25 protein-coding genes, 1 tRNA gene and 1 pseudogene are annotated in these 24851 nt (G+C 70.6%); 19 read left to right on the forward strand and 8 right to left on the reverse strand.

Translation table 11 applies throughout. The features are described from left to right. Positions 1 to 6: 6 nt before the first annotated feature. Positions 7 to 1329 (reverse strand): nicotinate phosphoribosyltransferase, encoded by a 1323-nt coding sequence (locus tag ACFWCK_RS19035; protein WP_378807330.1) that lies wholly within the window; start codon positions 1327 to 1329, stop codon positions 7 to 9. A gap of 65 nt (positions 1330 to 1394) precedes the next feature. On the opposite strand from ACFWCK_RS19035, the gene murI reads away from it, so the two are divergent. The 4 genes from murI to ACFWCK_RS19055 all read left to right on the forward strand — a co-directional run bounded on the left by murI (position 1395) and on the right by ACFWCK_RS19055 (position 4603). Then, positions 1395 to 2228, forward strand: a complete 834-nt coding sequence (gene murI, locus ACFWCK_RS19040) for a glutamate racemase (RefSeq protein WP_378807331.1) — start codon at positions 1395 to 1397, stop codon at positions 2226 to 2228. After that, positions 2225 to 2971 (forward strand): ribonuclease PH, encoded by a 747-nt coding sequence (rph, locus tag ACFWCK_RS19045; RefSeq protein ID WP_233312821.1) that lies wholly within the window; start codon positions 2225 to 2227, stop codon positions 2969 to 2971. Before murI ends, rph begins: the two co-directional genes overlap by 4 nt. After that, positions 2968 to 3558, forward strand: a complete 591-nt coding sequence (gene rdgB, locus ACFWCK_RS19050) for an RdgB/HAM1 family non-canonical purine NTP pyrophosphatase (RefSeq protein ID WP_233312822.1) — start codon at positions 2968 to 2970, stop codon at positions 3556 to 3558. The genes rph and rdgB overlap by 4 nt, the downstream gene beginning before the upstream one ends. Before the next feature lie 112 nt (positions 3559 to 3670). Continuing rightward, positions 3671 to 4603 (forward strand): cation diffusion facilitator family transporter, encoded by a 933-nt coding sequence (locus ACFWCK_RS19055; protein ID WP_378807332.1) that lies wholly within the window; start codon positions 3671 to 3673, stop codon positions 4601 to 4603. Positions 4604 to 4622: 19 nt separating this feature from the next. Here ACFWCK_RS19055 and ligD read toward each other — a convergent pair whose 3' ends face one another. Then, complete coding sequence (gene ligD, locus ACFWCK_RS19060) at positions 4623 to 6671, reverse strand: non-homologous end-joining DNA ligase (protein ID WP_378807333.1); 2049 nt, start codon at positions 6669 to 6671, stop codon at positions 4623 to 4625. Positions 6672 to 6717: 46 nt separating this feature from the next. On the opposite strand from ligD, the gene ACFWCK_RS19065 reads away from it, so the two are divergent. Then, positions 6718 to 7554, forward strand: coding sequence for a Ku protein (locus ACFWCK_RS19065; protein WP_233312825.1), 837 nt, complete (start codon positions 6718 to 6720; stop codon positions 7552 to 7554). Positions 7555 to 7561: 7 nt separating this feature from the next. On the opposite strand, the gene ACFWCK_RS19070 is transcribed toward ACFWCK_RS19065, so the two are convergent. From ACFWCK_RS19070 to ACFWCK_RS19085, 4 genes are all read right to left on the reverse strand, one after another. After that, the gene (locus ACFWCK_RS19070; protein ID WP_233312826.1) at positions 7562 to 8248 is read right to left on the reverse strand and encodes a DedA family protein; all 687 of its coding nucleotides are present in this window, start codon (positions 8246 to 8248) and stop codon (positions 7562 to 7564) included. Positions 8249 to 8405: 157 nt separating this feature from the next. Continuing rightward, a tRNA-Leu gene (locus tag ACFWCK_RS19075) sits at positions 8406 to 8487 on the reverse strand. A 48-nt stretch (positions 8488 to 8535) separates the two neighbouring features. Then, the gene (locus ACFWCK_RS19080) at positions 8536 to 9378 is read right to left on the reverse strand and encodes an aldo/keto reductase (RefSeq protein WP_378807334.1); all 843 of its coding nucleotides are present in this window, start codon (positions 9376 to 9378) and stop codon (positions 8536 to 8538) included. Positions 9379 to 9434: 56 nt separating this feature from the next. Continuing rightward, entirely contained in the window at positions 9435 to 10646 is a 1212-nt protein-coding gene (locus tag ACFWCK_RS19085; RefSeq protein ID WP_378807335.1) for an MFS transporter, read from the reverse strand. 111 nt (positions 10647 to 10757) lie between these two features. Between ACFWCK_RS19085 and ACFWCK_RS19090 the strand changes: the two genes are divergently transcribed. The 8 genes from ACFWCK_RS19090 to ACFWCK_RS19125 all read left to right on the forward strand — a co-directional run bounded on the left by ACFWCK_RS19090 (position 10758) and on the right by ACFWCK_RS19125 (position 15846). After that, positions 10758 to 11207, forward strand: a complete 450-nt coding sequence (locus ACFWCK_RS19090; RefSeq protein WP_378807336.1) for a MarR family winged helix-turn-helix transcriptional regulator — start codon at positions 10758 to 10760, stop codon at positions 11205 to 11207. 78 nt (positions 11208 to 11285) lie between these two features. Continuing rightward, positions 11286 to 12461: a CpaF family protein gene (locus ACFWCK_RS19095; RefSeq protein ID WP_378807337.1), complete on the forward strand. Its 1176-nt coding sequence runs from the start codon at positions 11286 to 11288 to the stop codon at positions 12459 to 12461. Next, on the forward strand, positions 12458 to 13312 hold the full coding sequence (locus ACFWCK_RS19100; RefSeq protein ID WP_378807338.1) for a type II secretion system F family protein: 855 nt from the start codon (positions 12458 to 12460) through the stop codon (positions 13310 to 13312). The genes ACFWCK_RS19095 and ACFWCK_RS19100 overlap by 4 nt, the downstream gene beginning before the upstream one ends. Further along, complete coding sequence (locus ACFWCK_RS19105; RefSeq protein ID WP_378807339.1) at positions 13309 to 14235, forward strand: type II secretion system F family protein; 927 nt, start codon at positions 13309 to 13311, stop codon at positions 14233 to 14235. The genes ACFWCK_RS19100 and ACFWCK_RS19105 overlap by 4 nt, the downstream gene beginning before the upstream one ends. A gap of 26 nt (positions 14236 to 14261) precedes the next feature. Further along, positions 14262 to 14459, forward strand: a complete 198-nt coding sequence (locus ACFWCK_RS19110) for a hypothetical protein (protein ID WP_233312833.1) — start codon at positions 14262 to 14264, stop codon at positions 14457 to 14459. A 7-nt stretch (positions 14460 to 14466) separates the two neighbouring features. Further along, a complete protein-coding gene (locus ACFWCK_RS19115) occupies positions 14467 to 14883 on the forward strand; it encodes a TadE family protein (RefSeq protein ID WP_378807340.1) in 417 nt (138 codons plus the stop codon). Next, on the forward strand, positions 14849 to 15349 hold the full coding sequence (locus tag ACFWCK_RS19120) for a TadE family protein (protein WP_378807341.1): 501 nt from the start codon (positions 14849 to 14851) through the stop codon (positions 15347 to 15349). The genes ACFWCK_RS19115 and ACFWCK_RS19120 overlap by 35 nt, the downstream gene beginning before the upstream one ends. 116 nt (positions 15350 to 15465) lie before the next feature. Then, on the forward strand, positions 15466 to 15846 hold the full coding sequence (locus ACFWCK_RS19125; protein ID WP_378807342.1) for a hypothetical protein: 381 nt from the start codon (positions 15466 to 15468) through the stop codon (positions 15844 to 15846). Positions 15847 to 15882: 36 nt separating this feature from the next. Here the strand turns inward: ACFWCK_RS19125 and ACFWCK_RS19130 are convergent, their stop codons facing one another. Further along, positions 15883 to 17106, reverse strand: a complete 1224-nt coding sequence (locus ACFWCK_RS19130; RefSeq protein ID WP_378807403.1) for an MFS transporter — start codon at positions 17104 to 17106, stop codon at positions 15883 to 15885. A gap of 151 nt (positions 17107 to 17257) precedes the next feature. Between ACFWCK_RS19130 and prfB the strand changes: the two genes are divergently transcribed. From prfB to smpB, 5 genes are all read left to right on the forward strand, one after another. After that, positions 17258 to 18370, forward strand: a complete 1113-nt coding sequence (gene prfB / locus ACFWCK_RS19135; RefSeq protein WP_233312837.1) for a peptide chain release factor 2 — start codon at positions 17258 to 17260, stop codon at positions 18368 to 18370. A 94-nt stretch (positions 18371 to 18464) separates the two neighbouring features. Further along, positions 18465 to 19097: a C40 family peptidase gene (locus ACFWCK_RS19140; protein WP_378807343.1), complete on the forward strand. Its 633-nt coding sequence runs from the start codon at positions 18465 to 18467 to the stop codon at positions 19095 to 19097. Between the two features lie 276 nt (positions 19098 to 19373). Next, a complete protein-coding gene (ftsE, locus tag ACFWCK_RS19145; RefSeq protein ID WP_378807344.1) occupies positions 19374 to 20369 on the forward strand; it encodes a cell division ATP-binding protein FtsE in 996 nt (331 codons plus the stop codon). After that, positions 20366 to 21280 (forward strand): permease-like cell division protein FtsX, encoded by a 915-nt coding sequence (ftsX, locus tag ACFWCK_RS19150; protein ID WP_233312840.1) that lies wholly within the window; start codon positions 20366 to 20368, stop codon positions 21278 to 21280. Before ftsE ends, ftsX begins: the two co-directional genes overlap by 4 nt. A gap of 72 nt (positions 21281 to 21352) precedes the next feature. Further along, complete coding sequence (smpB, locus tag ACFWCK_RS19155; protein ID WP_105689301.1) at positions 21353 to 21829, forward strand: SsrA-binding protein SmpB; 477 nt, start codon at positions 21353 to 21355, stop codon at positions 21827 to 21829. Between the two features lie 28 nt (positions 21830 to 21857). Here smpB and ACFWCK_RS19160 read toward each other — a convergent pair whose 3' ends face one another. Continuing rightward, the gene (locus tag ACFWCK_RS19160) at positions 21858 to 23759 is read right to left on the reverse strand and encodes a prolyl oligopeptidase family serine peptidase (protein ID WP_378807345.1); all 1902 of its coding nucleotides are present in this window, start codon (positions 23757 to 23759) and stop codon (positions 21858 to 21860) included. Positions 23760 to 23862: 103 nt separating this feature from the next. Between ACFWCK_RS19160 and ACFWCK_RS19165 the strand changes: the two are divergent. Next, positions 23863 to 24789 (forward strand): annotated as a pseudogene (locus tag ACFWCK_RS19165) (methylenetetrahydrofolate reductase); the annotation flags it as partial. Positions 24790 to 24851: the final 62 nt, after the last annotated feature.

Genomic DNA, 24851 nt, shown 5'->3' on the forward strand with positions numbered 1-24851 from the left:
CCGGTCCTAGCGGACGTCTTCGAAGACGGTCGGGATCGCCGGGTCCGACTTGCTGAGCGCAAGGGCGCGCACCGGCAGCTCTTCGCGGACCCGGAGGTGGTGCTCGCGTGCTGCGACGGTGCCCGCAGGGTCCTCGAACGCGGTGTCGATCTCGCCGCCCTCGACCAGGGTGACCTGCAGCGGACGCCCGTCGGGGTGGTCCTGCGCGCCGAGCTCCTCGAAGCCGTCCGCGACGAGCACGGTCTCGGACTGCGCGACCCCGTCGGCCAGCACCCGGAACGCAGCCTTGCGCCCGCCCTTGGACGCCTTGTCCGCCGACGCCTTCGCGACGGCGACCCAGCCTCCGTCCGAGCCCTGGCGGGCGACGAGCTTGTAGACCATGCTCGCGGTGGGGTAGCCGGATCCGGTGACGACCGAGGTACCGACGCCGTAGGAGTCCACGGGGGAGGCGGCAAGAGCGGCGATCGCGTACTCGTCGAGGTCGCTGGTCACGGTGATCCTCGTGCCCGTCGCACCGAGCTCGTCGAGCTGCGCGCGCACCTCGGCGGCCATGATCGGCAGGTCTCCGGAATCGATGCGCACACCGCCCAGCCCGGTGCCGGCCACGCGGATGGCGGTCTCGACGCCCCGTCGGATGTCGTAGGTGTCCACGAGCAGGGTGGTGCCGGTGCCGAGGGCGGCGATCTGGGCGCGGAAGGCGTCCTCCTCGCTGTCGTGCAGCAGCGTCCAGGAGTGCGCGGCGGTGCCCATGGTGGGGATGCCCCAGGTGCGCCCCGCCTCGAGGTTGCTCGTCGCGCCGAACCCGGCGATGAACGCGGCGCGGGCGGCGGCGACCGCGGAGTCCTCCGCGGCGCGGCGCGACCCCATCTCGGCGAGCGGGCGCTCGCCTGCGGCGATGCTCATCCGGCTGGCGGCGGTGGCGACGGCGGAGTCGTGGTTCAGCACGCTGAGCGCCAGGGTCTCCAGGATCACGGCGTCGGCGAAGGTTCCCTCGACGGTGAGGATCGGGGAACCCGGGAAGTACAGCTCGCCCTCGCGGTAGCCGCGGATCGTGCCGGAGAAGCGGTAGCCCTCGAGATAGCGGAGCGCGTCGGCGTCGACGACCTTCGCGTCGCGCAGGTAGCGCAGCTCGTCATCGCCGAAGCGGAAGTCGCGCAGCAGCGAGAGCAGGCGCCCGGTACCCGCGACCACGCCGAACCGGCGTCCGCCGGACAGGCGCCGGGAGAACAGCTCGAACACGCTCTGCCGCGCCGCGGTGCCGTCCCGCAGAGCGGCCTCCAGCATCGTGAGCTCGTAGCGGTCGGTCTTGAGGGCGCTGGACGCGGTCATGATCGACAGCATAGGACGCACGCCGGGTGGGGACCGCGCGGATCCGGCGACTAGGCTGGAGCATCATGAACGACGCGCCGATCGGGATCTTCGACTCCGGGGTCGGCGGGCTCACCGTCGCGCGGGCCATCAGGGCGCAGCTGCCCCGGGAATCCTTCGTCTACATCGGCGACACCGCGCATTCGCCCTATGGGCCGAAGCCCATCGCCGATGTGCGCCGCTATGCGCTCGAGGTGCTCGACACGCTCGTCGACCAGGGCGTGAAGATGCTCGTCATCGCGTGCAACACCGCGTCCTCGGCGATGCTGCGCGATGCGCGCGAGCGCTACGACGTGCCCGTCGTCGAGGTGATCGGCCCGGCGGTCCGCCGGGCGATCTCGACCACCCGCAACCGCCGGATCGGCGTGATCGGCACGGTCGGCACGATCGGATCCCGGGCCTATCAGGACATGCTCGAGGTGAACGAGAACCTCGAGGTGTTCACCGCCGCCTGCCCGCGATTCGTGGAGTTCGTGGAGGCCGGCATCACGGACACCCCGGAGGTGCTCCGGGTCGCCGAGGAGTACCTGGCGCCGCTGCGCGACGCGGACGTCGACACCCTCGTGCTCGGCTGCACCCACTACCCGTTCCTGCGGGGTGCGATCGGCTACGTCATGGGCGAGGGCGTGTCCCTCGTCTCCAGCGATGACGAGACCGCCGGAGACGTGTACCGCCAGCTCGTGCGGGGCGACCTGCTCGCACCGGCCGACTCCCGCCCCCGCTATGTGTACGAGGCGACCGGCGCCTCCGCCGACGACTTCACCGCCCTCGCCAACCGCCTGATGGGCCAGGAGGTGCGGGGCGTCCGGCTCGTGCAGACCGGCGTCATCGACCTTCCCCACCTCAAGGAGATCCCATGACCGAGTCCACCATCCGCACCGATGGCCGCACCGTCGACCAGCTCCGCCCGATCACGATCGAACGGGGCTGGAGCGCCCAGGCCGAGGGATCCGCCCTGATCAGCTTCGGGAACACGAAGGTGTTGTGCACGGCGTCGTTCACGAACGGCGTGCCGCGCTGGCTCACCGGCAAGGGCAAGGGCTGGGTCACCGCGGAGTACGCGATGCTGCCGCGGGCCACGAACGAGCGCAACGACCGTGAGAGCGTGAAGGGTCGGATCGGCGGCCGTACCCACGAGATCTCGCGTCTGATCGGTCGCGCCCTCCGCGCGGTCGTCGACACCAAGGCGCTCGGCGAGAACACGATCGTGATCGACTGCGACGTGCTGCAGGCCGACGGCGGCACCCGCACAGCGGCGATCACCGGGGCCTATGTCGCGCTGGCGGATGCGATCGAGTGGGGGCGCAAGAAGAAGTTCATCGGGCAGAAGGCCCAGGTGCTGCACGACTCCGTCGCCGCGGTCTCGGTCGGCATCATCGACGGCGAGCCCATGCTCGACCTGGCCTACGTCGAGGACGTGCGCGCCGAGACCGACATGAACGTCGTCGTGACCGGCCGCGGGCTCTTCGTCGAGGTGCAGGGCACGGCCGAGGGCGCGCCGTTCGACAAGCGCGAGCTCGACGCGCTGCTCGAGCTCGGTGTGAACGGCTGCGCCGACCTCCGCGACCGGCAGGCGGCCGCGCTCGTCGAGGAGCAGGCGTGAGGATCGTCCTCGCCACGCACAATCCGCACAAGGTCGCCGAGTTCGGCGGGATCGTCGCGGCGACCCGCCCCGATCTCGACGTGGTCGGGTACGACGGCCCCGAGCCGGTCGAAGACGGCGTCACCTTCGAGCAGAATGCACTCATCAAGGCGCGTGCGGCGGCTGCGCACACCGGGTTGCCTGCGCTCGCCGACGACTCCGGCATCGCCGTGGACGTGCTGGGCGGATCGCCCGGCGTGTTCTCCGCGTACTGGGCCGGGCAGCGGAAGGACGCGATCGCGAACCGCGACCTCCTGCTGGACCAGCTGCGCGACATCGCGGATCCGCACCGCGCCGCGCAGTTCGTCAGCGTGATCGCCCTGGTGCTTCCGGACGGACGCGAGTGGACGGTCCGAGGCGAGTGGCCCGGCCGCCTCGCGCACGCGGCCGTCGGCGACGGAGGCTTCGGGTACGACCCGGTGTTCGTCCCCGACGGGCAGAGCGGCGCCGAGCGCACGGTCGGCGAGTTCAGCGCCGAGGAGAAGCAGGCTGAGTCGCACCGCGCCCGCGCGTTCGTCGCGCTGGTGCCGCTGCTCGCGGGACTCTGACCCCGGCGGCCGCGGGCCGCCCCCGGAGCGTCGATCGCTAGTGAGAATCATCCCCATTCCCGACTAGGCGAAAACGCCTCCGACCGGGGGATCCCGGCTCTACCCTGGATGCATGCACGATCATGCCCCCGCCTCCGGGATCCGCTCCGCAGGCCACCGTCGCCTGCTGGCGATCTCCCTCACGCTGACCAGCACGATCATGCTGGTGCAGGTGGTCGGCGCGATCCTCAGCGGGTCGCTGGCTCTGCTCGCCGATGCGGCGCACATGTTCACCGATGCGTCCGCCCTGGTCATCGCGCTCATCGCGAGCGCGGTCGCGGCCCGTCCCGCCGACGATCGACGCACGTTCGGCTACCAGCGTGCCGAGGTGTTCGGAGCGCTCATCAACGCGATCATCCTGATCCTGCTCTCCGCCTGGGTGGCGTTCGAGGGGGTCTCCCGGCTGCTGCATCCGACCGAGGTCGAGGTCGCCGGAACGCTCATGCTCGTCGTGGCCGCCGTCGGTCTCGTGGCGAACGCGATCTCGATGTGGCTGCTCAGCGCAGCGCAGCGGGAGAGCATCAACGTGCGCGGCGCGTACCTGGAGGTGATGGGGGATCTGATCGGATCCGCGATGGTGATCGTCGCCGCGATCGTCATCATCACGACGGGCTGGATGCCGGCCGATGCGATCGCCTCGCTCGTGATCGCCGCCATGATCATCCCGCGGGCGGTCTCGCTGCTGCGCGAGGTGTTCTCGGTGCTCGCTGAGTCGGCGCCGAAGGGAACCGCGGTGAGCGAGATCCGCCAGCATCTGCTCGACTACCCGGGCGTCACCGGCGTGCACGACGTGCACGTCTGGCAGCTCACCCGCGGTGCGCCCGTCTTCACGGCGCACGTGTCGGTGCAGCCCGCGCTGCTCGCCGACGGGGGAGCATCGGCGCTCCTCGTCCAGATGCAGGCCTGCCTCGCGGAGCATTTCGACGTGGAGCACTCCACCTTCCAGATCGAGCCCGACGCCTCGGGATCCGGCAACGCCGGCGACTGCGAGGCCGTGCACGCCTGACGGGCAGGCTTCGGGCGGATCAGGACTCGACGACGACCTCTGCCGGGGACTTGTCCGGGCGCAGCCCGCGCCACCGGGAGTGGCGCAGCACGCCGTCATCGGTCCAGTTCGCGAACTCGACCTCTCCGACGAGCTCCGGCTGCACCCACAGCGCGTCGGATGCATCGGCGACGGGGACGCCGTCGACTGCGGGATTCGACGCGCGCAACGCCTCCAGCCGCGCGCCCAGGTCCTGCAGCATGCGATCGGTGAATCCGGTGCCCACTCGCCCCACATAACGCAGCCCCGAGGGCGCCGCGGGTTCCGGGATCGCGAGCAGCAGCGACCCGATGCGCCCGGCGCGGTCGCCCTTGCCCGGGCGGATGCCGACGATCACGACCTCCTGCGCACGCGTGAGCTTGATCTTCAGCCAGCGCGGCGATCGCGCGCCCGGCGCGTACGCCGACGCGGGGTCTTTCACGACGACGCCCTCCAGGTCGAGCGCCGCACTCGTCGCCAGCGCCGCATCGACGTCGTCGAACACCGGCGGCACGAGCACGGGCGCGGGCAGATCCGCCGCGATCTGCTCCAGGAGCTCACGACGGTCGCGAAGGGGGAGGCCGGTGAGGTCGTGGCCCTCCAGATGCAGCAGGTCGAACAGGTGATAGCGCACGGGGGTGCGGACCACCTCGCGCTCGATCTCGCGCGCCCGGGTGAGATGCATCCGATCCTGAAGGCGGTGGAAGCTGGGCCGGCCCGCGGAGTCGAGCGCGACGATCTCGCCGTCCACCACCGCTTCGCCGACGGGGAATCCGGGGGCACCGTCCGCGGTGAGCTCGGGGTAGCGGTCGGTGATGTCGGTGCCGCTGCGCGCGCGCAACCGGAACCGGCCGTCCTTCCATGTGCCGATCGCACGGATCCCGTCCCACTTGATCTCAGCCCAGCCCAGTACACGGGCGGTGCCGGGGGTGCCGTGGTCCGCGAGCATGGGGGAGTACGCGGGGAGATCCGCTCCTGGCTCCGCTTCGTGGGCCACTCCGCGCTCGGACCCTCGACCGCGCAATCCCCCGACGGTGATCCGCTCGCGAGCTCGCGAGTCACCGTCTCCCGCCAGACCCGATGCCTGCGCGGCCGAGGGACCGATCGCTGCGCTCCGGTCTGCTCGGACGCCCGTGCCGGTGGGGGGCGTGGCGTCGGGATCCGCGCGGGAGATCGTCGCGAACGGATCCATGCCGCTCTGCGCCCGCTCGAGAACCTCGTCGAACCGCAGCTGCCGGAGGTCCGGAGCGTGCAGCTCCTCCCACGTGCGAGGGGCCGCGACCCATGGCTCTGGGCGGCCGCGCAGGGAGTAGGGCGCGATCGTCGTCTTCTTGCCGTTGTTCTGGCTCCAGTCGAGGAAGACCTTCCCGGCACGCAGGGTCTTCGTCATCACGCTCGTCACGAGATCCGGGCGATCCGCCTCGATCGCCCGGGCGAGGGCGTGCGCGAAGGCCGAGATCTCCTCGCTGGTCCGATCGCCGGGCAGGTGGGCATAGAGGTGGATCCCCTTGCTGCCGCTCGTGACCGGGACCGGATCCATGCCCATGCCGTCGAGGATGCCTCGCGCCATGAACGCCACCTCGGCGCACTGCGCGAGCGTGACGCCCGGTCCCGGATCGAGGTCGAGGACGAGGCGATCCGGGTTGCCGCGACCGCCGTCGGGGGCGAAGCGCCATTGCGGGATGTGCAGCTCGATCGCGGCGACCTGCGCCATCCAGACGAGGGTCGCGACCTCGTCGACGAGGGGATAGTCCTTCGCCCCTCCGGAGTGGGGGATCTCCTGCCGCGGGATCCACGCCGGCGCCCCCGGTTCGAGCTGCTTGGCGAAGAAGGAGCCCTGCGGATCCTCCGCGGTGCCGACGCCCTCCACCCAGCGCTTGCGCGTGACCGGACGTCCGGCGAGGACAGGCAGCAGCTGCGGGGCGATCCGCGCGTAGTAGTCGATCACCTCGCCCTTGGTGGTGCCGGTGGCCGGGTACACCACCTTGTCGAGGTTCGTCACGCGCAGACGCCGCTCGCCGATGCGCGCGAACTGCGGGCCGTCTGCCATGCCGTCAGGCTATCCCGCGCCCGTGGCAGTGGTGTGTACTGGTGCCATGAGGACGATCTGGAAGGGCTCGCTCACCTTCGGCCTGGTCAATGTGCCGGTCAAGGTGTACTCGGCGACGGAGGACCACGACGTCGCGCTGCATCAGGTGCACGACGCGGACGGCGGGCGGATCCGCTACAAGAGGGTGTGCGAGATCTGCGGCGAGACCGTCGCCTACTCCGAGATCGACCGGGCCTATCAGGACGAGTCGCAGACCGTGGTGCTGACCAAGGAGGACCTGGAGTCCCTGCCGGCCGAGCGCAGCCGCGAGATCGACGTCGTGGAGTTCGTGCCGTCGGACCAGGTGGATCTGCTGACGCTGGACAAGGCGTACTACCTCGAGCCGGATTCGAAATCGCCCAAGGCCTACGTGCTGCTGCGCAAGACCCTCGAGGCGACCGACCGCACCGCGATCGTGCGGTTCACCCTCAGGCAGAAGACGAGGCTCGCGGCCCTGCGGGTGCGCGGCGATGTCCTTGTGCTGCAGACGCTGCTGTGGGCCGACGAGGTGCGCGAAGCCGACTTCCCCATCCTGCAGGAGGAGGTCACGGTCTCCGACAAGGAGCTCGAGCTGTCGGCGTCGCTGGTCGACGGATTCTCCGCCGACTTCGACCCGAGCGCCTTCGTCGACGAATACCAGGTCGAGCTGCGCACGCTCATCGACGCCAAGATCGAGAAGGGCGAGGCGTTCGAGACCGAGGAGACGTTCGCGCCTGCCGAGAAGGGCGGCGAGGTCATCGATCTCATGGAGGCGCTGCGGGCGAGCGTCGAGAAGTCGAAGGCCGCGCGCGCCGCAGCCGCGGAGGGCGGTTCCGGCGAGGCGGACAGCCGCGACGTCGGCTGAACCCCGCTCAGATCTCCGGCTCGACGGCCGGGATCCCGGCGGCGGACTCCTTCTTCGCCTTGCGGCGCTCGTTCAAGTAGTGCCAGACGGTGACGGCGAGGGTGAGCGCGACGACGCCCAGCAGGATCACGTCGATGTACTTGGTCACGAGATCGGCGATCCAGGGGATGTACGCGATCAGGTAGCCGACGTAGGTGAGTCCGAAGCCCCAGATCAGGGCTCCGATGAGGTTGTACAGGCTGTACTTGCGCCACGGCATGTGCCCGACGCCGGCGGCGACGGGGGCGAAGGTGCGCACCACCGGCACGAAACGGGCCAGGATCACCGTGAGACCGCCGAAGCGCTCGAAGAAGTGGTTCGTGCGCTCGACGTTCTTCCTGCTGAACAGGCCGGACTCCTTGCGCTCGAAGACCGCAGGACCGCCCTTGTGCCCGATCAGATAGCCGACCTCGCCGCCGAGGAACGCCGCCAGTGCGATCAGCAGGCCGACCGCCCAGATCTCCACTCCGAACACGTGGTTGGTGTGCGTGAGCAGACCCGAGATGATCAGCAGCGTGTCGCCCGGGAGCAGGAACCCGATGAGCAGGCCGGTCTCGGCGAAGATGATGAACAGCACCACGGCGAGCGCCCAGGGGCCGGCGCCGTTGATGATGACATTCGGGTCGAGCCAGGGGATGAGGGCGGCGTGGTGCACAGGTGATTCCCGTCCGTGGAGTCGTCGCTGGAGTGGTCGCCGAGATGCCGGCTTCTGTGAAGTCTAGAGCGGACAGGTCTCGCCCGGCTGGGAGAGCGGCGCGCAGAACGACAGAGCGCTGACGGGACGACCTCCGGCCGTCCCGTCAGCGCTTTCGTGCGGAAGGTGGGACTTGAACCCACACGCCCGGAGGCACAGGAACCTAAATCCTGCGTGTCTGCCAATTTCACCACTCCCGCGGGTGGATCCAGTCTACTGAGACCGGATCCACCCGCTTCGTCGGGCGATCAGCCGTGGAACTCGTGCGGGTGCGGGCCTGTGCGCCCGTCGCGGTCGAGGCCGTCGATCGCGGCGAGCTCGGTGGCGTCGAGGTCGAAGCCGAACACGTCGAAGTTCTCCGCGATGCGGCTCGGGGTCACCGACTTCGGGATCACCACCCGGCCCTGCTGCAGGTGCCACCGCAGCACCACCTGGGCGGGGGTGCGGCCGTGCCGGGCTGCGATGGCGGTGATGGCGGGATCCTGCAGCACGGCGCCCTGGGCGAGCGGGCTCCATGCTTCGGTCACCACGCCGGCGGCGGCGTTCGCGGCGATCACCGCACGGTTCTGGAATGCGGGGTGCAGCTCCACCTGGTTGACCGCGGGGACGACGGATCCGCTCTCGAGGATCCGGCCGAGGTGCGCGGGCTCGAAGTTCGAGACGCCGATCGCGCGCACCCGGCCATCGGCGTAGAGCGCCTCGAGCCCGCGCCAGGTGCCGGTGTAGTCGCCGCCGCCGAGCTCGGGCCAGTGGATCAGGTAGAGGTCGAGGGCATCCAGGCCCAGCTTCTCGAGACTCGCGTCGTACGCGCGGAGCGTCGCGTCGTAGCCCTGCTCGGCGTTCCACGCCTTCGAGGTGATGAAGAGCTCGTCGCGCGCGATGCCCGATTCGGCGATCGCGCGGCCGACCCCGCGCTCGTTGCCGTAGATCGCGGCGGTGTCGATGCTGCGGTATCCGGTCTGCAGAGCGCGCGCTACGGCGGCGGTGGTCTCGTCGTCGGGGACCTGGAAGACCCCGAAGCCGAGCTGGGGCATGGTCACGCCGTTGTTCAGCGTGACGGTGCTGTTCAGCGTGATGGTGGGAACGGTCATGTCGTTCGTCCTTCTGTGTGCGGTGCGGAGACTGGTGTGTCGGAGGGTGCGTCGGGTCAGCGCACGGCGGCGGCCGGGACCGGCGTCGCGGTGGTGGTCGCGTTCGCGGCACCCGGATGTGCGACGGCCCGACGCGCGGTGAGCGCGGCGACGACCATCACGACGAGGGCCAGCGCGGTGATGCCGGCGCCGATCCAGATGGGGGAGGTGTAGCCGAGGCCCGCGGCGATGCCAACACCGCCGGCCCAGGCGCCCAGGGCGTTGCCGACGTTGAAGGCGCCGATGTTCGCACCGGACGCGAGCGTCGGGGCCGATGCGGCGTAGCCCATGATCCGGGACTGCAGCCCGGGGACCGTGCCGAACCCGAAGCCGCCCATGAGGAAGAGCGCCACGACGGTGGCCGGGCCGTTCGACGCGACGAGCGCGAAGCCTGCGAGCACGACGACGAGGGCCGCGATGAAGACGATGAGGGTCCCGTCGATCGACCGGTCCGCGGCCTTGCCGCCGGCCCAGTTGCCGAGGAACAGGCCGAGGCCGAACAGCACCAGCAGCCACGGCACCATGGTCGAGGCGAACCCGCTGACCTCGGTGAGCGTGTAGGCGATGTAGGTGAACGCGCCGAACATGCCTCCGTATGCGAGCACGGTCACGGTGAGTGACAGCCACACCTGGCCGGAGCGGAAGGCGCCGAGCTCGTCGCGCAGGCGGGTCGGGGCGATGTCGTGCGTTGCGGGCACGAGCAGGGCGATCCCGACGAAGGCGACGACGCCGATGATCGCGATCGCCCAGAACGTGGCCCGCCAGCCCAGCTGCTGGCCGAGGAAGGTGCCGAAGGGCACACCGAGCACGTTCGCCGCGGTGAGGCCGGTGAACATGATCGCGATCGCGCCCGCCTTCTTCGCGGCGGGGACGAGCGAGGCGGCCAGAACCGAGCCGATGCCGAAGAACGCGCCGTGCGTGAGGGCGGCGATGATGCGGCCGACCATGGCGAGGCCATACCCGGGGGCGAGCGCGGTGAGCGCGTTGCCGATGATGAACAGCACGATGAGGCCGAGCAGCACGGGCTTGCGGGGCAGGCGCGTGGTGGCGGCGGTGAGGAACAGCGCTCCGACGACGACGCTCAGGGCGTAGCCGGAGATGAGCCAGCCGGCGGCGGCCTCGGTGACGCCGAAGTCGGCGGCCACCTCGGGCAGCAGGCCCATGATGACGAATTCGGTGAGGCCGATTCCGAAGGCGCCGAGGGCGAGGGCGATCAGGCCGAGAGGCATGGGGGAACTCCTGGTACAGTGAGATAGTTGCAGACGCGGGTTTTTGCGTCGGTGATCACAATACTTGCACGCGCAAATAGAAAGCGCAAGCAACGACCTTTTGGAGGATCCATGGGCATCGCCGATGACGCCGTCGAGATCCGCGCCCGCGGATGGCGCACGATGGCCGCCCTGCACGCCATGATCGAGGCGGAGCTGGAGCGCGCTCTGTCGACCGAGGCAGGACTGTCGGTGGTCGAGTACACCGTGCTGGAGGCGCTGGACCGGCAGGACGGCTGGCACATGCGCATGCAGCAGCTCTCCCGGGCCGCGGCGCTCAGCCCGAGCGCGACCACGCGACTCGTGAACCGTCTCGAGGACAGGGGATTGCTCACCCGGATCCTGTGCGTCGACGACCGTCGCGGGATCTACACCGAGCTGACGGCGAGCGGGCAGGAGCTGTACGAGCGTGCCCGCCCGGTGCACGACGAGACCCTGGAGCGCGTGCTCGCCGATGCCGCGGAGCAGCCCGAGCTGCTGCCGATGGTGGACGCACTGCACGACGTCGCGCGCGCCGGCTGACGCACCTCCCGCGCCGCCGGAGCGCGGGTCTGTGGATAACTTCCGAGGCGGATCCGCGGATCCTGCGACGATGCGGGGGTGAGCCTGTCGACCGCCGCCGTCACCGAGAGGGTGCGCGCCCGGCTGCGCGCCGAGCGCACGGATCCGTCGGTGCATCCGGACGAGGCGCGGCGGATCGCGCAGTTCGAGGTGCGCCGTCACAACGATCAGGCACTGGCGCGCGGCACCGCCACGATCGACGACGAGGCGGCGTGCGTGCGGGACATCCTCGCGGGGGTCGCCGGATACGGTCCGCTGCAGCCGCTGCTCGAGGACGACACGATCGAGGAGATCTGGCTGAACGGTCCTTCCCGCGTGTTCATCGCGCGGGAAGGACGCAGCGAGCGCGTGCCGATCACGCTGACCGAGGCGCAGCTGCGGGACGTCGTCGAGCGCATGCTGCACTCCACGGGACGGCGGGTGGACATCGGGCAGCCGTTCGTGGACGCGTCCCTTCCGGACGGATCCCGTCTGCACGTCGCGATCGCCGACGTCGTCCGCGGCTCCTGGGCGGTGAACATCAGGAAGTTCGTCCCGCGATACCGGAGCCTGGAGTCGCTCGTCGCTCAGGGGATGGTGCCCGTCCCGGTCGCGGAGATGCTCTCCGACGCCATGCGCGCGGGGCGCAGCGTCGTCGTGTCGGGCCCGACGCATGCCGGTAAGACCACCCTGCTGGCAGCGCTGGTCGCCGAATGCGTGGACCAGCGCGTGATCACGGTGGAGGAGACCTTCGAACTGGGCGTGCAGGCGCCGGATCTCGTGGCCTTGCAGGGGCGTCAGGCGAGCCTCGAAGGCACGGGCGAGATCACGCTGCGCCGCCTCGTCAAGGAGGCGCTGCGCATGCGGCCGGACCGGCTCGTGGTCGGCGAGGTGCGCGATGCCGAAGCGCTCGACCTGGTGCTCGCGTTGAACACGGGCATCCCCGGCGCGGCGACGGTGCACGCGAACTCGGCCGCGGAGGCGCTCGACAAGCTGACCATGCTGCCGCTGCTCGCCGGCCGCAACATCGATCGCGCGTTCATCGCGCCGGCGCTCGCCGCCTCCGTCGACCTGGTCGTGCACTGCCGTCGGGAGGCGGACGGCGGGCGTCGCGTCGCAGAGGTGATCGCGCCGCTCGGCGTGGATGCGGAGGGGCGCATCACCCATCGGGCGCTGTTCCCGGCTTCGGTGTCGTATGCCGCTCGGGGCATGCCCATGGGGGAGGGCATCGCATGACGGTGCTTCTCGGTGCGCTCCTCGCGGCGGGCGTCGTTCTGGCGGCGTCGCCCTGGTTGTGGCCTGCCGGACGACGCGCGGCGCGCGCTCCCCGCACGGGTGCGGCGACCAGGCTGCTGCGCGAGGCCGGATTCCGGTCGGATGCGCGGGTGCTCGGGGCGAGCGTCGTCGCGGGCGGCCTCGTCGCGGGGTCGGTGGCGTGGCTGACCACGGGGACTGCGGCATTCGCCCTCGTGATCGCCGTGGCGGGAGCTGCGACGCCCGTGGTGTTCCTGCGGTCGCGGCGGCAGCGGCTGCTGCGGCTGCGACGCGGGCTCTGGCCCGATGTGTGCGATCTGCTGATCGCGTCGATCAGGGTCGGCATGCCGTTGCCCGACGCGGTCGCTGGCCTCGAGGAGGCCGCACCGGCTCCGCTCCGCCCCGCGTTCGCCGCCTTCGCGCGCGATCTGCACGCGACGGGGCGCTTCGATGCGGCCGCGGTGAAGCTCAAGGAGGCTCTCGCGGATCCGGTCGGGGACCGGATCGTCGAGACGCTGCGCATGGCGCGGGAGGTCGGCGGCACCGAGCTCAGCACGGTGCTGCGGGCGCTGTCCGGTTCGGTGCGGGCGGAGGCCGCGCTGCGTGCCGAGGTGGAGGCGCGGCAGTCCTGGATCCGCGGCGCTGCCGTGCTCGGGGCGATCGCGCCGTGGGTGATCCTCGTGCTGCTCCTGCTGCGTCCGGAGGGTGTCGAGGCGTACACCAGCCCCGAGGGCGTCGCGCTCATCCTCGGTGGGGCCGCGGTGTCGTTCGTGGCATTCCGGGTGATGCTGCGCATCGGCCGACTGCCGGAGCCTCGGAGGTGGTTCCGGTGAGCGCGCTGTCGGACGCCGCCGTCGCCGTGCTGCTCGGTGGCTTGCTGGCGGCGGGCCTGCTGCTCGTGCTGGCCGCCTTCCCGCGGTGGCGCTGGGCGAACCTCAGCACGCGGATCGCACCGCACGTCCGCGACGTCGCCGACCTCACGGATCCCGTCGAGCGCCTGCCGTGGCGGATGCCTGCCGGCAGATCCTGGGCAGCGCGCGTCAAGGGCGCGTTCGGACTGTTCGGCGGTGGTGACGCCGGGGTCGCCCTGCGGATGACGCAGGCTGGTTCGCCAGGAGGGCCCGGGGCCTTCCGCAGCCGTCAGCTGGTCTGGGTGCTCGTCGGGTTGGGCGTCGGTGCCGTCGCCACCGTCGCGCTCGTGCTCGCCGGACGCATGTCCGCGCCCGTCGTGCTGCTGCCGGTCCTGACGGCGATCACGGCGGGTGTCGCCTGCGACGTGCTGCTCGGTGCCAGGGCGAAGGCCCGCGTCGCGCGGCTCACCGAGGAGCTGCCGACGGTCCTGGAGTTCCTCGCCCTGTGCCTGTCCGCAGGAGAAGGACTCCCGGATGCGCTGCGCCGGGTGGGGCAGGCCGGGTCCGGTGAGCTCAGCGGGGAGCTGCGCAACGTGATCCTCGCGGTGAACACCGGGTCTTCCCTCGCCGATGCACTCGGCGATGGCGCGCAGAGACTGCAGATCCCTCCGCTTACCCGTGCGGTCGATCAGATCGTCGCGGCGCTCGAGCGCGGAGCGCCGCTGGCATCGGTGTTGCAGGCGCAGGCATCGGATGCGCGCGAGGAGACCAAGCGCGGCCTGATCGAACAGGCCGGGCGCAAGGAGATCCTCATGCTGCTTCCGCTGGTGTTCCTGATCCTGCCGCTGTCGGTCCTGTTCGCCGTTTTCCCCGGCGTCTTCATCCTGCGGCTCGGCATCGGCTGACCGCGCTTTCTCGAAAGGAACCCCACATGTTCATCGATCGCATCTCGGCCCGGCTCGATCCGCCGCGCTTCGACGACCTCGACGATCCGGAGCGCGGCGACGTTCCCGGCTGGGTCCTCATCACGCTCATGACGGCCGGCCTCGTGGTGCTGATCTGGGCCGTCGCCGGCCCCGCGCTCACGAACCTGTTCGAGCAGGCGATCGCGCGCGTGAGCGGACTCTGATCCGACTATGCGCGGCGTGCGGCGGCTGAGCGACGTACTCGACGACGACCGGGGTTCCAGCCCGGTCGAGTTCGTGCTCGTCGGCGCGCTGCTGACCGCGCTCACGCTCGGAGTGCTGCAGTTCGCACTCGCGGTCTACGTGCGCAACGTCGTGCACGATGCCGCCGTCGAGGGGGCGCACGTCGCGGCGCTCGCCGACACCGAGCCGGGCGAGGGCGTGCAGCGCGCCATGCTCGTGATCGGGCGCGCCGTCGGCGCCGACTACGCGCAGGACGTCAGCGTGCACGAGACGACCGCGCTGGGCGTGCCGACCATGGAGATCACCGTGCGAACCACGTTGCCGCTCATCGGCCTGCTCGGGGTGCCGTCGGGGTTGGAGGTGACGGGTCGTGCCCCCATGGAGTCGTTCAGCCAGAACGGATGACCTGTTCGACCAGTCCCGGCCCGACGGCGAGACGTCGGCGGAGACCGGATCCGCAGCGCTCGAGTTCATCGGGCTCGGCGTGATCCTGCTCGTGCCGCTGGTCTATCTCGTGCTCGCCCTCGGTGCGATCCAGTCTCAGATGCTCGGCGTCGAGTCCGCGGCGCGGCACACGGCTCGCACCATGAGCGCGGCGACCGACGCCGACGACGCGTCCGCTCGTGCCGATGCCGCCGTGCAATCGGCGATCGAGGAGTACGGGATGGATCCGGCCACCGTCGTCGTCGACATCCAGTGCGCACCGCTCGGCGCAGAATGCCCGTCCGCCGGGGCGACCGTCGTGGTCACCGTCACGGCGAACGTCGCGCTTCCGTTCGTCCCGCCGGTGTTCGGGCTCGATCGCGTCGGGAGCGTTCCGGTGCAGGCGTCTTCGGCGTACAAGGTCTCACGCACCTGGATCGGCGGATGAGCGCGATGCGGAGCAGGGGCCGAGCCGGCGAACCCGGCGAACTCCGAGGCATCGGTGGATCGGACGAACCTCGCAGACGGCGCCTTCCGCTGCTCGACGACGAACATGGCAGCACGATGCCGCTCATCCTCGGATACCTGGTGCTCGCGATCGCGCTGATCTACGTGTGCGTGTGCGCGACGGATCTGTACATCGCCCAGAAGCGGCTCGACTCCGTGGCCGACGCTGCCGCGCTCGCCGGAGCCGACGGGTTCCGTGTGCAGATCGACGGCGAGGCGATCCGCGCGGAGCTCGACGACGCGGAGATCGCCGATCAGGCGAGCGCGGTGATCGGGATCATCGACGACGGCGCCGAGCTGGTCTCCGCGAGCAGCCCCGATGGGCTCTCCGCCCGCGTCACGGTGCGCGCGCCGTGGACGCCGCCGCTGCTCAGCGACTTCGTGCCGACGATGCTCACGATCCAGTCCACCGGTACGAGTCGCACCGCGCTGGAGTGACGCGCAGAGAGCGCTGGGCTGAGCCGGTCGCCGGAGTCAGGAGTCCGTGCGTCGAGGCACGAACCTCGGGATCCAGCGCAGGAATCCCACGGCGCCCAGGACGCCGATCGCGCCCATGGCGGCGGCGCCGATCGCGAGCGAGCTGATGGCCGCGATGCCCGAGAACAGCAGAGGGGCGATCGCGCCGCCGGCGTCGGTGAGCGTGCGCCAGGAGCCGAGGAACGCTGCCGGTTCCGACTGAGGAGCCACGTCCGCCCCGAGCGTGAGCAGGATGCCGCTGGACAGCCCGTTGCCGACGCCCAGCACCGCCGCGATCATCCCGAACCAGAGCACGTTCGTGCTCCCGTCGTGCGTGAGCGAGAGCACCAGGAAGCCCGCGCCCATCAGCACCATCGCGGGCAACGCGGCCCAGAGACGGCCGAAGCGGTCCATGACCTGCCCGCTCGCGTAGAACAGGGCGAAGTCGATTGCGCCGGAGACGCCGACCACGAGCGCGATCGACGAGGCGTCCAGCCCGATCGAGACGCCCCACAGCGGCAGCACCACCTGGCGGGCGGAGCGCACGGCCGAGAGGCTCGCCGCGGCGAGACCCAGGCGACCCAGCACGCCGCGGTTGCGCCACATCGTGCGGAAGACGCCCGCGCGCTCGATCGTCGGGATCGAGCCGCTCACGGCCTCGCCGGTGTCCTCGACGGGGCTCCCGTTCTCCGCCGCGGCCGACTGCGCCTGCGCCTCCGGATCCGGTCCGAACAGGACGAGCAGGATCAGCGCGACGAGGAGCACCGCGAAGAACCACAGGGCAGCGTTCTCGGTGTGGAACACCGCGAGCAGCGCGGCCGCGAGGAACGGGCCCACGAACATGCCGGCACGGAAGGATCCGCCGAGCAGGGAGAGCGCCCTGGCACGGAACTCCCGCGGCACCCTCGTCGTCATGAACGCGTGCCGGGCGAGCCCGAAGGCCGCCGCGGACATGCCGACCACGAACACGGCGATCGTGAACACGATGAGGCTCGGCGCCAGGGCTCCCGCGATCACACCGATCAGCGAAAGAGATCCAGCGATCACCATCGTGAACCTCTCGCCGGCCTTCGCGACCAGCCATCCGGCAGGGATGTTGCCGCACAGCTGGCCGACCACGAGCGCCGACGCGATGAGGCCGGCGGAGGCGAGCGTCGCCCCGCGACTCGCCGCGATCACCGGGATGAGCGGCACGACCGCGCCCTCGCCGAGCGAGAACAGCAGCGTGGGCAGGTACACCATCGGGCCGAACTTCCACAGCACTGAGATCGCCCGTTCCGCCACGACTCCACGGTAGACCCGTGCGCGGATGCCGTGCCGCACACCTGAAGGCGAGGATGATCTGGCCCGAGGGTTCGTCAGGGCGTCGCCGCGCGCGATACTCTGAGGTGCCATGCTCGAACTTGATCTCTCCGCCGAAATCGCGGCCCTCCGTCAGACCTTCGGCGACATCCGCGAGGTCGCCGACGTCGAGGGACTCCGCGCCGACATCGAACGCCTCAGCGAGGAAGCGGGCGCGCCCGACCTCTGGGACGATCCCGAGAAGGCGCAGAAGGTGACGAGCGCGCTCAGCCACCGCCAGTCCGAGCTCAAGCGCGTCACCGAGGTCGAGCAGCGCCTCGACGACCTCGAGGTGCTCGTCGAACTCGCCAATGAGATGGAGGACGAGGACTCGGCGGCCGAGGCGCGCACCGAGCTCGCCTCCCTCACCGAGACCGTGAACCAGCTCGAGGTGCAGACCCTGCTGGACGGCGAGTACGACGAGCGCGCCGCGATCATCACGATCCGCTCGGGCGCCGGCGGCGACGACGCCACCGACTTCGCCGAGATGCTGCTGCGCATGTATCTGCGCTACGCCGAGCGCCACAAGTTCCCGGTCAAGGTCATGGACACGTCCTACGCCGAGGGCGCGGGAATCAAGTCCACGACTTTCGAGGTCGACGCGCCCTACGCGTTCGGCACGCTCTCGGTCGAGGCCGGCACCCACCGCCTCGCCCGGATCAGCCCGTTCGGCTCCGCCGACAAGCGCCAGACGTCCTTCGCCGCGGTCGAGGTCATCCCGCTGATGGAGGAGGCGACCGAGGTCGACATCCCCGAGGGCGACATCCGCGTCGACGTGTTCCGTTCGTCGGGACCCGGCGGGCAGTCCGTCAACACCACCGACTCGGCCGTGCGCATCACTCACCTGCCGACCGGCATCGTCGTGTCGATGCAGAACGAGAAGTCGCAGATCCAGAACCGCGCCGCCGCCATGCGCGTGCTGCAGACCCGACTGCTGCTCCTGCAGAAGGAGGAGGAGGCCGCCAAGAAGAAGGAGCTCGCCGGCAACATCACGGCGAGCTGGGGCGACCAGATGCGCTCCTACTTCCTCTACGGCCAGCAGCTCGTGAAGGACCTGCGTACCGGACACGAATCGGGCAACCCGGCGACGGTCTTCGACGGCGACCTGGACGGCTTCATCTCGGCCGGGATCCGTTGGCGCAAGCGCAAGGACGACGACGACTGATCGTCCGGCTCCGATGGCTCAGGGACTTTCCAGGGTGCCGCGGCCGCGATTGTCGTAGTGTGGTGAACCGATGGCTGTGACACGGAAGTTCCCGATGACTGTGACACGGAAGACGGCGGCAGGCTGCGCGATCGCGGCGCTGATCGTCCCGGTGGCGGCGACGGCGGCGTACGCCTTCTCGCCGGGAGCGCCGACCTCCTCCGTGCACACGGTGTCGCTCGTCGTCGCCCCGCAGACCTACACGGTGGCCTCCTCCGCGCAGGGGGCCAGCACGACCCGCGCCGCCTTCGACGTGCTGTACACGCCGCCGGCGCCGGTCGTCGCCCCTGACCCGGCTCCCGCCGCTTCTGCTGCAACGTCGGCTGCTGCGGCTCCGCAGAACTACTCCGGCGACGCGGTCGTCGCATATGCCCAGACGTTCGTGGGTGTCGTCCCTTACGGCTGGGGCGCCGATCCGAGCGACTCCTTCGGCTGCGACGGCCTCGTGCAGTACGTGTTCGGGCACTTCGGCATCAGCCTGCCCCGCGGTGCGGACAACCAGGCCGCGCTCGGCACCGTGATCTCGGCCGACGAGGCGCGCGCGGGCGATCTGGTGTGGTGGCCGGGTCGGCACATCGGCATCTGGGACGGTGCGGGCGGCATCATCGACTCGCCGGACTGGGGTCGTTACGTCGAGCACCATGCCCCGTGGGCGAGCTCCGGCCCGCCGATCTTCATCCGGCTCTGACGCGGAGTTCCTGGTGGCCGCGGCGTCGACCGCGGTAGAATCGAAGGCTATCCAGGGCGTCACAGGAGGTGCGTGGATGAGCACGACCAGGGCATGGCGCGCGGTCGGCGCGACGGCGGCGGGATTGGCGCTGCTCGGCGTGATCGTCACGTTTCTCGCATTCGTGATCGGCAACGAGCCGTCCTGACGATCCCAGCCACCTCATAACCGGGAACGGACAGCCTCTGGGGTGTCGCTCGCGGACTGGGCGCGCCGCCCGCTTAGGCTCGATGAGCCATGATCCGATTCGAGAACGTCACCAAGCGCTATCGCGGCACCAAGCGTCCCGCGCTCTCCGGGGTCGATTTCGAGGTGCAGCGAGGCGAGTTCGTCTTCCTCGTCGGCGCGTCGGGATCCGGGAAGAGCTCCTGCCTGCAGTTGATCCTCCGTGAGGAGTCGCCCACGTCCGGCCGCGTCGCCGTGCTCGGACGCGACTTGAAGTCCATCGCGAACCGCAAGGTCCCCTACTTCCGGCGCAGCATCGGGTCCGTCTTCCAGGACTTCCGGTTGCTGCCCTCCAAGACCGTCTACCAGAACGTCGCGTTCACCCTCCAGGTGACCGGCGCCTCCCGCGGCTTCATCCAGCAGGCGGTGCCGGAGGCGCTCGCCCTCGTCGGCCTGAGCGGCAAGGAGAAGCGCCTGCCGCACGAGCTCTCCGGCGGCGAGCAGCAGCGTGTCGCGATCGCCCGCGCGATCGTGAACCGCCCCCAGATCGTGCTCGCCGACGAGCCGACCGGAAACCTCGACCCCGGCACCTCGGTCGACATCATGCAGCTGCTCGCGCGGATCAACGCCGGCGGCACCACGGTGGTCATGGCCACGCACGAGGCCGCCTTCGTCGACCAGATGCAGCGCCGCGTGATCGAGCTGCGCGACGGCGAGATGGTGCGCGACGAGGTCGGCGGCGGCTACGGCGACACCTCCAACGTCCCGCGACTGGAGCCCGAGGCGGTCCGCGGAGCCGCGGCAACGGCGGCACTGCAGACCGTGCGGGAGGTGCACCGCGAGACCGAGGCGGCGATCGCGGATCCGATTCCCGCCCCTGCCGAGGCCCATCAGGCGGCGGCCGTACCGGCCTCCGCACCCGCGCAGCCGACGGTCAAGCCGTCCGACGACGCGCGCCCTGCGACGCATCCGATCACCGTCCCGGCCGTCGACCTCGCCGAACTGGGCGTGGCGGATCGGCTCGGACTCGATACCGGCGACGACGAGGAAGTTGGTCCGACGTCATGAGGTTCGGACTCATCCTCGGCGAGGCGCTCACAGGCCTGCGCCGCAACGCCTCCATGGTGATCTCGGTCGTGCTGGTCACTTTCGTCTCGCTCACCTTCGTAGGCGCGGCGATCCTGATGCAAGCGCAGATCGGCACCATGCGCGCGTACTGGCAGGATCGCGCCCAGGTCGCGATCTACATGTGCTCGTCGGTGTCGACGTCGCCGGGCTGCATCGGCGGCACCGCGACCGAGGACCAGATCAAGGCCGTGCAGGCCGAGCTCGACGGCGACACCCTCAAGCCGCTCATCGCGAAGAGCAGCTTCCAGACCGCGGACCAGGCCTACCAGGAGACCCTGAAGCTCGTCGGCAAGGACTACGCCGGCGTGCTCACCGCGGACCAGGTCAACGCGGTGTTCAAGGTGAACCTCAAGGACCAGACCCAGTCCGCCGTGATCGCAGAGGCCTTCAGCGGCATCAAGGGCGTGGACGAGGTGAAGGATCAGCTGGAGTACCTGGATCCGCTCTTCAATGCGCTCACCGTCGCGACCTACATCGCGGTCGGGATCGCCGTGCTGATGCTGATCGCGGCGGTGCTGCTCATCGGCACCACGATCCGATTGTCGGCGTACGCGCGGCGGCGGGAGATCGGGATCATGCGGCTGGTCGGCGCCTCGAACCGGTTCATCCAGACGCCGTTCGTGCTGGAGGGCGTGTTCGCCGCGGTCATCGGATCGGTGCTCGCGAGTGTCGCGGTGCTGCTGGGCGTGCACTTCGGCGTGCAGGAGTACCTCACGAAGCGGGTGGCGTTCATCACCACCTGGGTCGGCTGGCAGGACGCGGTGCTCGTGGTTCCGGTGCTCATCGGCATCGGCGTGATCCTCGCGGCGCTCAGCGCCGGCTTCGCGATCCGTCGCTGGCTCCGCGCCTGATAGGCTGACAGGCTGCCGTGCGCCCGCGCGGCACGGATTCAGGCGATGTCAGTACAGGATCAGGAGTGTGCCATGCCCAGGGAACGCGGGGAGAAGGTCATCGCGACCAATCGTCGCGCACGTCACGACTACAACCTCGAGAAGTCGTACGAGGCGGGACTCGTGCTCACCGGCACCGAGGTGAAGTCGCTGCGCCAGGGGCGTGCGAACCTCACGGACGGCTATGCCTTCATCAAGGGCAATGAGGCGTTCCTCGATGCCGTGCACATCCCGGAGTACTCGCAGGGGCACTGGACGAACCATTCGGCCAAGCGGATCCGCAAGCTCCTGCTGCACAAGGAGGAGATCGCGAAGCTCTCGCACGCGGTCTCCGCGGGTGGCTACACGCTGATCCCGCTGCGGCTGTACTTCTCGGACGGGCGCGCCAAGGTCGAGATCGCCCTCGCCAAGGGCAAGCGCGAGTACGACAAGCGGCAGGCCCTGCGCGAGCGCCAGGATTCCCGCGAAGCCGAGCGCGCCATGCGCTCGCGCAACCGCCTGGGGGAGTAGCCCTCACGGGCCTCCCCGGGCTCGGCGTCTACGGCGCGGGGTCGAACCCGAACACGCGGCCGAGGAATCGCAGCTCGGCTTCGGCGGCGGCGGCGATCGTTCCTGCCTGCCGGAATCCGTGCCCCTCGCCCTCGAACAGACGGTACTCGTGCGGCACGCCGCGGTCGGCGAGCGCGTCGCGGATCGCCTCGGACTGCGAGGGCGGCACGACCGCATCGTCCGCGCCCTGCAGGATCAGCACCGGCACGTCGATGCGGTCGGCATGGGTGAGCGGGGAACGGTCGATGTAGGTCTGCTCCGCCTCGGGCAGCGGGCCGACGAGGCCGTCGAGGTAGGAGCGTTCGAAGTCGTGCGTCTCCTCGGCCAGCAGGCGCAGATCCACGACCCCGTACCGGTCGAGACCGGCCGCGAACACCCCGCCGCGCACCAGGGCCGACAGCACCGTCCATCCGCCGGCGGAGCCCCCGCGGATCGCGATGCGGGCGGGGTCCGCGATGCGGGCTTCGGCGAGTCCCCGCGCGGCAGCCAGCACGTCGTCCACGTCGACGATGCCCCACAGGCCGTCCAACCGCTCGCGGTACGCGCGCCCATACCCGGTCGAACCGCCGTAGTTCACCTCGAGCACGCCGATGCCGCGGCTCGTGAAGTAGGTGATCCAGCCCGCCTGCGCGCCCGACGCGTGGGCGGTCGGCCCGCCGTGCACCTGCACAATGTACGGCGGCAGAGCGTCCGGATCCGCGTCGGCGTCCGGGTTCGCGGGGGCGTGGTCGAAGGCGTGCACCGGGCCGTGCGGCCCGTCGAAGGTCACCGCGCGAGCGCCGGGGACCCACGCCGGATCCACGGGATCCCCGCCGCGGACCGCGCGCACGGTGCCGGCATCGACGTCGAGCTCCCAGAGGCCGGGGGTGACCCGTCGTCCCTGCGCCGTGATCAGCACGCGGGATCCGCGCGCGTCCTCGAGGCTCAGGTCCCCGTCGAAGGGCACGTCGAGTTCGCGCAGGAGCACGCCGTCGACGTCGAGCAGGACGAGCGCATCGGACCCGTTCGTGCGGACGGCGAGGATCCTGTCGTCCTCGAGGATTCGGAACCAGCGCTGCCCGAGCACCCACAGTCCGCCGCCGGTGTCGGCGTCGGCGAGGGCGAACGACGCTGTCTCGGCGGGGGGCGTCGGTATCGGCGGCACGGGCTGCTCGCCGATCCGGGCACGGTGCAGGTTCCAGCGGCCGGTCGGGTCGTCGGCGAACAGCAGCTCGTCGTCGGTGATCCATTCGGGCTGCAGCGGGGCGCGCGCCGGAACGGGCGTGCGCGCTCCCGTGAGCAGGTTCGCGACGAAGCAGAACGCGTGCTCCCAGGGCATGTGCCGCTCGTCCCACGCCACGAAGGCGAGACGCGTGCCATCGGGGGAGAGCGCAGGATGCGCGAAGAAGCCGTCGCCGCTGAGGACCGTGACGATCGCATCGTCGTCCTCCGCGGCGGAGCCGTCGACCGGGATCTCGACGATCGCCCGCTTGTGCGGGTCGGCGCGCAGGTCTTCCCGCACCGCGAACAGGCGCCCCTGCTGCAGACGGAGGCCGCCGTACTGCGCCCCTGCGACGGTCAGCGGCACCGGCGCATCGGCGCCGGGATCCAGGCGGTGCACGCGCTGGTCCTCGCCGTCGACGAAGAACAGCGTCCCGTCCTCTGCCACTGTCCATGCACCGCCGCCGTACTCGTGCACGCGCGAGCGAGCGTTCCACGGTGCGGGCAGCACCTCCCGCGCCGCGCCCTCGCCGTCGCGGCGCATCACGCGCATGCGTCCGCGCTCCTGCGGTACCGACTCGCTCCACCAGATGCCGCCCAGGGCGTACCGGGCGCCGTCGATCTTCGCGCCGGCGACGGCGAGGTCGGCGGCGGACAGCGGGGAGGGCCAGGATCCGTGCGGAGAGCTCATCACCCGAGCCTAGAAGAGCGCGCGCCGACACATGGTGAAACACAGCATGCGGCGCATCGCGACGCCGCCTAGCGTGGGGTGACCGCCCCGACCCTGGAGAGAGATGTCCTTCGACGCGCCGCCGTTCGCCCCCGCCGGGGCGGTGCTGCCGCGCGTGCCCATCTCCTTCGAGCTCTACCCGCCGCGCACCACGGCGCCCATCGAGGCGCTGCATGAGACGATCCAGCAGCTCGCTTCCGCCGCGCCCCGGTTCATCTCCGTGACCTACGGCGCGGGCGGATCCGTCGGCGGTCGCTCGCTCGACGTGCTGCGCTACATCCGAGAGCACACCTCGGTCGAGCCGCTCGCGCACCTCACCTGCGTCGGCAACACCTACGCCGGAGCCTCGCGGTTGATCCGGGAGTTCCTCGATGCCGGGATCCTCAGCTTCCTCGCCCTGCGCGGCGATCCGCCGCTCGACGAGAGCCAGCCGTTCCTCGGAGACCTGGAGAGCTCGGCCCAGCTCGTCCAGCTGATCGACCGGGCGCAGGCGGAGCGTGCGCCCTATCAGGAGCGGCCGATCCCGGGTGTTCCCGGAGCCGTGCAGGTGACGCCGCGCCGCAAGGTGAACATCGCCGTCGCGGCCTACCCCAACGGGCATCCGCGCTCGACCTACCGGAACCAGGACATCGACGCGCTGCTGGCCAAGCAGGCCGCGGGCGCGACTCTTGCGATCACGCAGCTGTTCTTCCACCCCGACGATTACTTCGCCTTCGTCGAACGGGCCCGTCGCGCCGGCGTCACCATCCCGATCCTGCCCGGCATCATGCCGATCACATCGCCCGCGCGCCTGCGCCGGGTGCTGGAGCTCAGCGGCGAGGAGATTCCCGCCGAGCTGTCCATCGAGCTCGAGGTCGAGCCGACTGCCGAGGGCCGCACCGAGATCGGCGTCGCCCATGCGGCGGAGCTCGTGCGCGAGCTCGTGGATGGTGGCGCGCCGGGCGTCCACCTGTACGCGTTCAACCAGCACCGCACGGTGCTGGACGTGCTCGAGGCGTCAGGGGTGCTTCCCGAGAGCAGCGCTTCCCCGCGCGAGGTCCCGCAGTTCACAGA

This window comes from Microbacterium sp. NPDC060117 (assembly GCF_042729315.1).
In the GTDB taxonomy this organism is placed as follows: domain Bacteria; phylum Actinomycetota; class Actinomycetes; order Actinomycetales; family Microbacteriaceae; genus Microbacterium.